This window comes from Pseudomonas sp. PA-4-8C, assembly GCF_021606625.1.
Classification (GTDB): Bacteria; Pseudomonadota; Gammaproteobacteria; order Pseudomonadales; family Pseudomonadaceae; genus Aquipseudomonas; species Aquipseudomonas lactis.
The window spans coordinates 1-8729 of the sequence record NZ_WKCD01000238.1; the positions used below are offsets into that span (position 1 = coordinate 1).

Consider the following 8729-nt stretch of genomic DNA (forward strand, 5'->3'; position numbering starts at 1 on the left):
TTCGCGCTTGAGGTCGACGCCAGTGTCCTGGGCTTCGGTTTTTTCGGTGTTTTCCAGGCCCATCAGCGCGGAAAAATCGTCGGTGTTGGATTCTGCGCTGGCCTTTATTCCCAATAAGGGCAGTTGCCCGAGCAGGTCGGCCTGGGTTCTCAGGTTGGTCACTTCGCGCTCGACATCCGCAGCCAACTCGGCGCGCCCGCTGCTGACCAGCTTGTCGCGGGCCAGAGACAGCTTGCCCAGGTGCTGTGAGGCGGCGAGCAATGGCGGCATATAGCGCGCAGCCTCTGCGGAATTGACGCCGCTGGCGTACTGGCTCAATTGCTCCAGGTTCGCGGCCAGTTCACGTTCGGCTTGCAGCAACAGGGCTTGCGGGTCGCCAGCCAATTTACCGGCGGCCAACAGGTCGGTCTTGCTGAAGGTCTCCAACTCCGCGAGGCTGGGCCGCAGGCTTTGCGCCAATTCGGGCGGCAGTTCGCCCAGTTGCAGCTGCAGGCTTTCCAGGCTCTGGGTGGCACTGCTCAGGCGCAGGGCATCGCCGCTGGCCAAGTAGTCCTCGATGTTACGAGCAGCCTGGTTTTGAAAGATCTGGGACAAGCCGAGGTAGCGCTCCATCAACAAGTACGGGCGCTCCAGCGCCCGTTGCGACCACCACAGCGTCGCCCCGAGGGCCAGGCACACGGCCACCAGCAGAAGGGTATTGAGATTGGTCAGCAGCTTCAGGCGCATGCGGGGTTTCAACCGACGGCAGGAGATAAGCGCCTGAATTTATTGCGTTTGTATTACAGCGTTATGACCGAATCGGTGGATTCTGGTGAAAAGATGGCACTTTGCTTTGATGTGCGAGCGGCTTGCACGCGGTTGCGTCCGGCGTCCTTGGCGCGGTACAGCGCTTCGTCAGCCTGAGCAGCCATCATCAGGCTGTCGGAATCGTCGCACAGCTCCACCAGGCCGGCGCTGAAGGTGCACCACAAATCCTGCGGTTGGGCGGGGTAGTGGATTTCTGCAAAGCGACGGCGAATGTCGTCCAGCACCTTGCAGGCCGATTCCAGGTCGGTGTCGGGCATCACGATGGCGAATTCTTCACCGCCGTAGCGGCCGATGTAATCGGTCTTGCGCAAACGCTGCTTGAGAAACAGTGCCAGGCTCTTGATCACCCGGTCGCCCATAGGGTGGCCGTGGCTGTCATTGACACGCTTGAAGTGGTCGATATCGAGCATGGCAAAGCTAAGAGGCTTGTTCTCGCGGCGGGCGCGGAAGCTGCAATCTTCGAGCAGTTGCAGGATATGTGTGTGGTTGTAAAGCCCGGTCAGGCTGTCGCGCACCATCCGTGCCTTCAGGTTGCGTGCACGCGACGCACGGTTGCGCACGGTGGTGATCAGGTGACGCGGCTTGATCGGTTTGGTGAGGAAATCGTCACCGCCCTCGCTCATCGCATCCAGCTGCTTATCCAGGTCGTCTTCAGCCGATAGGTAGATGATGGGCACGCTGACGTAGCGGTCGTTATGGCGAATCACCTTGGCCAGTTCGGTGCCGGTACAGGCAGGCATGTACATGTCGAGGATGATCAGGTCGGGCTGGAAATCCGCCAGCTCGGCCATGGCCTGGATCGGTTCGATCAAGGTGCGGGTGACAATGCCGGCACTGTTGAGCAGGCGTTCGGTGTGCAGCGCCTGGGCCCGCGAATCGTCGATGATCAGCACTTTGTACGGTTCGTACTGGGCCGCGCAGGTCAGCACTTCGATCTTTTCCAGCAGGCTTGAGGCTTCCAAGGTGCCGGTCAGAAACTCTTCGCCACCGGCGCGCACGGCGGCCAGGCGCGTCGGGGTGTCGGTTTCGTGCAGGCTGAAAAACAACAGTGGCAGCTTGTGCTCCAGGCCTTCTTGGGCTTCTGCGGCGAGCTTCAGGCCCAGCCCCGTGCCGCAGAAGTCCACGTCCATCACGATCGCCGACGGCAATCGCTCGGTCATGGCCGCGCGAAAGGCGGCGACGCTGTCCAGAGCGTGGGCGCTCATGCCAAAGAATTCGAGCTGCTTGGCCAGGCGCTCGGCGCGGTCATGGTCGGCGAGCATCACGTAGATCGGCTTGCGTATCGGCGGCAGGAAGGTTTGCTCAAGCTGATCGCCCTGGCGCAGGCCGGTGCGGGACAGGCGTTGCATCAAACGGTTGAGCTCGGTGATCAGTTGGCTGCTCAGGCGGCCACGGTTCTCATCCACTGCTTGCAGGGATTCACTGATATGCCGTGCCAGTTGCGTGTGTTCGGGCTGTTCGAAGCGTTCGGCGAAGCGCTGCAGGCGCAGGTTGGCTTCGCTGAGTTCGGAAAAGTCGGCGTTCGACCACTCGCTGCGCTGCAGGCGCTGCCAGATCTCAAGAATTTGACGTGCCTGATGAATTACCCGCTGGGCAAAGTGCTGCTTGAGACGCTCGCGGCTGGGGTCTTCTGACTCGGTCATATCCTGACTACTGTGAGGGTGCATGCTGAGGTCGACTGATGGCGCTATGCTAGCACCTCTTTTCTGATAGATGAGTGTCATACGTCAATTAAGTCTGCATGCCTGAGATTCAGTTATTGACCGGCTGGTCGCCCAGCGTGAAAGGTGTGCATCCTTTATAGTCCAAGCGGCCCGGTGCGCCACTTTCGTGTAAAAGCCCCGCACCGACGGGCACGATGGGGTAGGGTTGTGGTCGGAGTGTCTGAACGCACCCGGACAATTGACGTGCATGAACTCAAGTGATTGAAAGGATATCGCCATGCTGGACTGGAAAAACCGTGAAGGCAGTGCCAAAGGCCCCGCCCCTGAGCCCAAGTCGGCCAACCGCAGCTATTTTCGCAACTTGCTGATGAGCCGGGCTTTGCTCAGCATCATCGGCCTGTACCTGCTGGTCACCGGTGGCCTGGGTTGGTACTGGAGCCAGGAGCCGGCGCTGTTTCCGGTGCAGCAAAATGCCCAGCTTGCCGCCGAGAAGGAAGGCAAGCAGATGGTGGTCGGCTATACCACCGTCGAAACCCTCAAGACCGTGGTCGGCACCTTGCTGAACAAACCGGGCGGTTATATTTCCAATGACCGTTTCCCGCCGGGCTTGTGGATGGACAACATGCCAAGCTGGGAATACGGCGTGCTGGTGCAGGTGCGTGACCTCACTCGTGCCCTGCGTAAAGACTTTGCTCGCTCCCAGTCGCAGTCGGCTGAAGACGCTGACTTGGCCAAGGCCGAGCCGCGCTTCAACTTCGATAACAAGAGCTGGGTGCTGCCTTCCAGTGAGTCGGAATACCAGGAAGGCATCAATTCCCTGAGCCGCTACGAAGCGCGCCTGTCTGACCCGAACCAGCGCGGCGCGCTGTTTTATGCGCGTGCCGACAACCTCAACAACTGGCTGGGCGATGTTGCCACCCGTTTGGGTTCGCTGTCCCAGCGCCTGTCGGCCAGTGTGGGCCGGGTCAAGCTGAACACTGCGCTGAAAACTGAGGCGCTGGCGCCGGGTGAAGTGCCCCAGGTCGATGAAGAAGTGGTGGAGACCCCATGGATGCAGATCGACAACGTGTTCTACGAAGCGCGCGGCCAGGCGTGGGCCCTGTCCCATCTGTTGCGTGCCATCGAAGTCGATTTTGCCGACGTACTGGCCAAGAAAAACGCCACCGTCAGCGTGCGCCAGATCATTCGTGAGCTAGAGGCCTCGCAGGAACCGGTATGGAGTCCTATGATTCTTAACGGCAGTGGCTTCGGTGTACTGGCGAACCATTCGCTGGTGATGGCCAACTACATTTCCCGGGCAAACGCTGCAGTGATCGACTTGCGTCAGCTCCTCAACCAGGGTTGATGATGGACGCTACTCAAAAGGAGGCCGCACACCGAGCGGCTTCCGATGCTGAACTGATCTGCTGGGTCGACGAGCAGGACCACCTGCTCGGCCACCTGGTCAGGTCTGACCTGCGCCAGCGCGGCTTGATCGGCCGTTGCACCTTTATCTTCCTGTTCAATTCCAGAGGCGAGCTGTGTGTGCACCGGCGCACGCTGAGCAAGGCGTTGTATCCAGGATATTGGGATACGGCGGCGGGTGGGATGGTGGCCAAAGGTGAGAGTTATGCCGTTTCGGCAGCCCGCGAGCTGGAAGAGGAGTTGGGCGTCAGCGGTGTGCCCTTGACCGAACATGACCATTTCTATTTTGAGGATGGCGACAGTCGGCTTTGGTGCAAATCCTACTCCGCCCTCTGGGACGGCCCCCTGCGCCTGCAGCCCGAGGAGGTCATGGAAGCGCGGTTTTTAAGCATCGAAATCATCCAGCAGGAGGCCGAACAAAAGCCCTACTGCCCGGACGCCCAGGAAGGGTTGCGGCGCTATCTGGCCTCGCGTCGCTAAAGTTGCAAAAAATGGCGCCATTTGGCTCTTAGCAAGTCGGCTTTTTGCCGTTACACTGCGCGCCTTTTCACCCGAACCACATTAGCGGTTCGGTAGCGCTGCCCCTGCCTGAGTGGGGCTTCGCGGTCGGTCACCGCCTTGTGTGGCGCCGATCAGTCTTCATCCTCCCAAGAGGATTGCCGGTGGCCAAAAAAGCCGCATCCTTCGCCGCCCTTGGTGGCCTGGTATTTTCCACCGACGCAGGTCGACACTGCCCGGACTGTCGTCAGCCCGTGGATTCGTGCACCTGCAAACAGACCCTGATCCCCGAAGGCGACGGTATTGCCCGCGTGCGTCGCGAGAGCAAAGGCCGTGGCGGCAAGACGGTGACCACCATCACCGGCGTGCCCCTGGCTGAAGAGGCCCTGAAGGAACTGGCCACCTCGCTGAAAAAGCGCTGTGGCACCGGTGGCGCGTTGAAAGACGGGGTCATCGAGATCCAGGGCGATCACGTCGAGTTGCTGTTGGCCGAGCTGATCAAGCTCGGGTACAAGGCCAAGAAGTCCGGCGGCTGAAAGCCTCTTCCCAACCTGTGGCTAAACTCTGTCCTGCCAGTGGGGTCTACTTCCCTTGCAGGCAAATCGTCATTTTCATTCTTTAGACTGCGCCAGCCTCGAACGAGAGGTGGCGCCTTCGCCTTCATTTATAGGGGACTTCGATGTCCGTACGACGCACACGCAAAGACGATGGCAGCCAATGGACAGTTGCGGACAGCCGCAGTGTTTACGGGATTCGCCATTGGGGGGCCGGGTATTTCGCGATCAATGAAGCCGGTCGCGTAGAAGTTCGTCCGAACGGCCCGAACAGCACGCCCGTCGACTTGTACGAGCAAGTCGACGAGTTGCGCAAAAGCGGCCTGTCGTTGCCGCTGCTGGTGCGCTTCCCCGATATCCTGCAAGACCGCGTGCGCCAATTGACTGGTGCCTTCGATGCCAACATCGAGCGCCTGGAATACCAGAGCAAGTACACCGCGCTGTACCCGATCAAGGTGAACCAGCAGGAAGCGGTGATCGAGAACATCATTGCCACCCAGAACGTCTCCATCGGCCTGGAAGCCGGCTCCAAGCCTGAGCTGCTGGCCGTGTTGGCCTTGGCGCCGAAGGGCGGCACCATCGTCTGCAACGGTTATAAAGATCGTGAGTTCATCCGCCTGGCGCTGATGGGCCAGAAGCTCGGCCACAACGTGTTCATCGTGATCGAGAAAGAGTCTGAGGTAGGGCTGGTGATCGAAGAGGCGGCGAGCCTCAAGGTCAAGCCGCAGGTGGGCCTGCGTGTGCGCCTGTCGTCCCTGGCATCGAGCAAGTGGGCAGACACCGGTGGCGAGAAATCCAAATTCGGTCTGTCGGCGGCGCAGTTGCTGTCGGTGGTCGAGCGCTTCCGCGCGGCCGGCCTGGACCAGGGCATCCGCTTGCTGCACTTTCACATGGGCTCGCAAATCGCCAACCTGGCTGACTACCAGCACGGGTTCAAGGAAGCCATTCGTTACTACGGCGAACTGCGCAACCTCGGCCTGCCGGTGGACCACATCGACGTCGGCGGTGGCCTGGGCGTGGACTACGACGGTACCCACTCGCGCAACGCCAGTTCGATCAACTACGACATGGACGACTACGCCGGCGTGGTGGTGGGCATGCTCAAGGAATTCTGCGACGCGCAGAGCCTGCCGCACCCGAACATCTTCTCAGAAAGCGGCCGCTCCCTGACCGCTCACCACGCCATGCTGGTGGTGCAGGTGACTGACGTCGAGAAGCACAATGACGAAATCCCGACCATCGAAAACAAGGAAAGCCTGCCCGAAACCGTGCAATGGCTGGTGGACCTGCTCGGCCCGACCGACATCGAGATGGTCACCGAAACCTACTGGCGCGCCACCCACTACATGAGCGACGTGGCGGCCCAGTACGCCGACGGCAAGCTGACCCTGGCGGAAAAAGCCCTGGCCGAACAGTGCTACTTCGCGGTGTGCCGTCGCCTGCACAACTCGTTGAAAGCCCGCCAGCGTTCGCACCGCCAGGTGCTGGACGAACTCAACGACAAGCTGGCCGACAAGTACATCTGCAACTTCTCGGTGTTCCAGAGCTTGCCGGATACCTGGGCCATCGGCCAGGTGCTGCCTATCCTGCCGCTGCACCGCCTCGACGAAGAGCCGCTGCGCCGCGCCGTGCTGCAAGACTTGACCTGCGACTCCGACGGCAAGATCAAGCAATACGTCGACGAGCAGAGCATCGAAACCAGCCTGCCGGTGCACGGCTTGAACGAAGGCGAGGACTACCTGCTGGGTATCTTCCTGGTCGGCGCCTATCAGGAAATCCTGGGCGACATGCACAACCTGTTCGGTGATACCGACTCGGTGAACATCTACCAGCGTGAAGACGGTTCGGTGTACAGCGCGGGGATCGAGACCCACGACACCATCGAAGACATGCTGCGCTATGTGCACTTGTCGCCGGAGGAGTTGATGACGCATTACCGTGACAAGTGCGCCAGTGCGAAGATCTCGGCCTCGGAGCGCACCCAGTTCCTGGATGCGTTGCGCCTGGGCCTGACGCGTTCTTCGTACCTGTCCTCGTAATAAAAATGTGGGAGCGGGCAAGCCCGCTCCCACATTTGGGTCTGCGTTCCTTCAGTTCCCGCCCAGCCACAGTCCTTGCCGATTCAGGCGCCAGGCTATCGCCCAGAGCGTCAGGCTGCGCACCGCCATGAACAGCAGGAAGGTGATCCACAACCCGTGGTTGCCCAGCCCCTGCAACGCCCAGGCAATCGGCATTACCAGCAGCACCGTCAGCAACATCCCATTGCGCATCTCCCGCGCGCGCGTTGCACCGATAAACAAGCCATCAAGTAGATAACTCCACACTGCAATCAACGGCAATACCGCGAGGTAGGGCAGGTAGATGTCGGCGGTTTCGCGCACGCTGGGGATATCGGTTTGCATGGCGATGAACAGATGGCCGCCAAAGGTGAACAGCAGGGCGAAACCCACGCTGGCGATCAGTGACCAACCGCAGGCCACCACCAATGAGCGACGCAACGCCTGTCGGTCGCGGGCGCCGATGGCGTGGCCGCACAGGGCTTCGACCGCGTGGGCCAAGCCATCCAATGCATGAGCCGTCAGTAACAGGCCGTTAAGCAGCAGCGCATTGGCTGCCACGGTGGCATCTCCCAACCGTGCGCCTTGCACCGTGATCATGAAAAACACCGACTGCAACGCCAGGCTGCGGATGAAGATGTCGCGGTTGACCGCCAGCAACGGGCGCCAGCTTTGCCACAGTTTCAACGCGGCCCAGGCGATATGCCCCGGATAGGCGCGCAGGGCTTTTTGCGTGAGCGCCAGGCCGAGCAGGGCGCCGGTCCATTCCGCGATCACCGAGGCACGGGCGGAGCCGACCACGCCCCAGTCCAGTCCGAGGACGAACCATAGGTTAAGCGCGATGTTGACCAGGTTGGTGGTCAGCAAAATCGCCAATGGCGCTCGGGCGTTCTGGGTGCCGAGGAACCAGCCGACCAGTGCATAGCTGGCGAGGGCGGCGGGCAGGCCGAACAGGCGGGTGTGGAAAAACTCGCGGGTCAGTTGGTTCAGTTCGGGCGAGGGCTGCATCCATTCCAGGGCCAGGTGGCTCAATGGAATGCCCACGGTGCCCAGCAGCATCGCCAGGCCCAGCGCCAGCAACAAGCCTTGCAACAGAATCTGCCGCAACGCCGCCCCGTCGTTGCGCCCGGCGGCTTGGGCGGCGAAGCCGGTGGAGCCCATACGCAGGAAGCCCATGGCCCAGGCGAGGAAGGTATACAGGCTGGCACCGACAGCCACGGCGCCCAGTTGGTGGGCGTGGGGCAGGTGGCCGATGACCATGCTGTCCACCAGGGCCACCAACGGCACCGAGATATTCGACAGGATCATCGGCGCGGCCAGGGCCCAGACGCGGCGATGGGTGGGGCGGTGGCGCCAGTCGGTCAATAAGGTGGACATGCAGTCTCCTTCGGGGGAGCGGCATTGTACCCGGCCAATGTGGGAGCTGGCTTGCCTGCGAAGGCGGACTCCCAGCCGACGCCTATTTACTTGACACCCTTCGATCCTACTGTGGGAGCGGGCTTGCTCGCGAAGGCGGCCTGGCAGGCGACACAGTTGGATTGGGTATATATCCATTGCTGCGGTAACGGCTACTTAGGGTTCCGCCTGACGGCGGGTCACTTTGGAAAAGAGCCCCAAAGTAACCAAAGGGCTCTTGCCCCACCACTCGGCACCTCGCCTAGGCTCGGTGTGCCCGTAATCCGCCAGTGATTTGGGGGGCCGCCGCCACGCGCCATCCATGGCGCGGGGCGGCTAAACCGGCATCC

The 8729-nt window shown here is 61.2% G+C and carries 6 protein-coding genes and 1 pseudogene; 4 read left to right on the plus strand and 3 right to left on the minus strand.

Annotated elements, in window-relative coordinates:
- Both GIW04_RS24105 and GIW04_RS24110 read right to left on the minus strand, forming a co-directional pair.
- Positions 1–726, minus strand: a pseudogene (locus GIW04_RS24105) (methyl-accepting chemotaxis protein); the annotation flags it as partial.
- A 53-nt stretch (positions 727–779) separates the two neighbouring features.
- The gene (locus GIW04_RS24110; RefSeq protein WP_094774990.1) at positions 780–2450 is read right to left on the minus strand and encodes a response regulator; all 1671 of its coding nucleotides are present in this window, start codon (positions 2448–2450) and stop codon (positions 780–782) included.
- Positions 2451–2748: 298 nt separating this feature from the next.
- Between GIW04_RS24110 and GIW04_RS24115 the strand changes: the two genes are divergently transcribed.
- The 4 genes from GIW04_RS24115 (at position 2749) to speA (ending at position 6966) form a co-directional block, all read left to right on the plus strand.
- Positions 2749–3816 carry a DUF2333 family protein gene (locus GIW04_RS24115; RefSeq protein ID WP_003188197.1) on the plus strand — a complete coding sequence of 356 codons (1068 nt, stop codon included), beginning with the start codon at positions 2749–2751 and terminating at the stop codon, positions 3814–3816.
- A gap of 2 nt (positions 3817–3818) precedes the next feature.
- On the plus strand, positions 3819–4355 hold the full coding sequence (locus GIW04_RS24120) for an NUDIX hydrolase (RefSeq protein ID WP_034134796.1): 537 nt from the start codon (positions 3819–3821) through the stop codon (positions 4353–4355).
- A 182-nt stretch (positions 4356–4537) separates the two neighbouring features.
- The gene (locus GIW04_RS24125; RefSeq protein ID WP_003188201.1) at positions 4538–4909 is read left to right on the plus strand and encodes a translation initiation factor Sui1; all 372 of its coding nucleotides are present in this window, start codon (positions 4538–4540) and stop codon (positions 4907–4909) included.
- A 143-nt stretch (positions 4910–5052) separates the two neighbouring features.
- Positions 5053–6966 carry an arginine decarboxylase gene (gene speA / locus GIW04_RS24130; RefSeq protein ID WP_003188203.1) on the plus strand — a complete coding sequence of 638 codons (1914 nt, stop codon included), beginning with the start codon at positions 5053–5055 and terminating at the stop codon, positions 6964–6966.
- Between the two features lie 51 nt (positions 6967–7017).
- Here speA and GIW04_RS24135 read toward each other — a convergent pair whose 3' ends face one another.
- A complete protein-coding gene (locus GIW04_RS24135; RefSeq protein WP_120247968.1) occupies positions 7018–8361 on the minus strand; it encodes an MATE family efflux transporter in 1344 nt (447 codons plus the stop codon).
- Between the last annotated feature and the right edge of the window lie 368 nt (positions 8362–8729).

Excerpts from the sequence above, each read along its gene's own strand:
- GIW04_RS24120 (WP_034134796.1), top strand. The coding sequence starts at position 3,819 with ATGGACGCTACTCAAAAGGAGGCCGCACACCGAGCGGCTTCCGATGCT.
- GIW04_RS24110 (WP_094774990.1), bottom strand. The coding sequence starts at position 2,450 with ATGACCGAGTCAGAAGACCCCAGCCGCGAGCGTCTCAAGCAGCACTTT.
- speA (WP_003188203.1), top strand. The coding sequence starts at position 5,053 with ATGTCCGTACGACGCACACGCAAAGACGATGGCAGCCAATGGACAGTT.
- GIW04_RS24135 (WP_120247968.1), bottom strand. The coding sequence starts at position 8,361 with ATGTCCACCTTATTGACCGACTGGCGCCACCGCCCCACCCATCGCCGC.
- GIW04_RS24115 (WP_003188197.1), top strand. The coding sequence starts at position 2,749 with ATGCTGGACTGGAAAAACCGTGAAGGCAGTGCCAAAGGCCCCGCCCCT.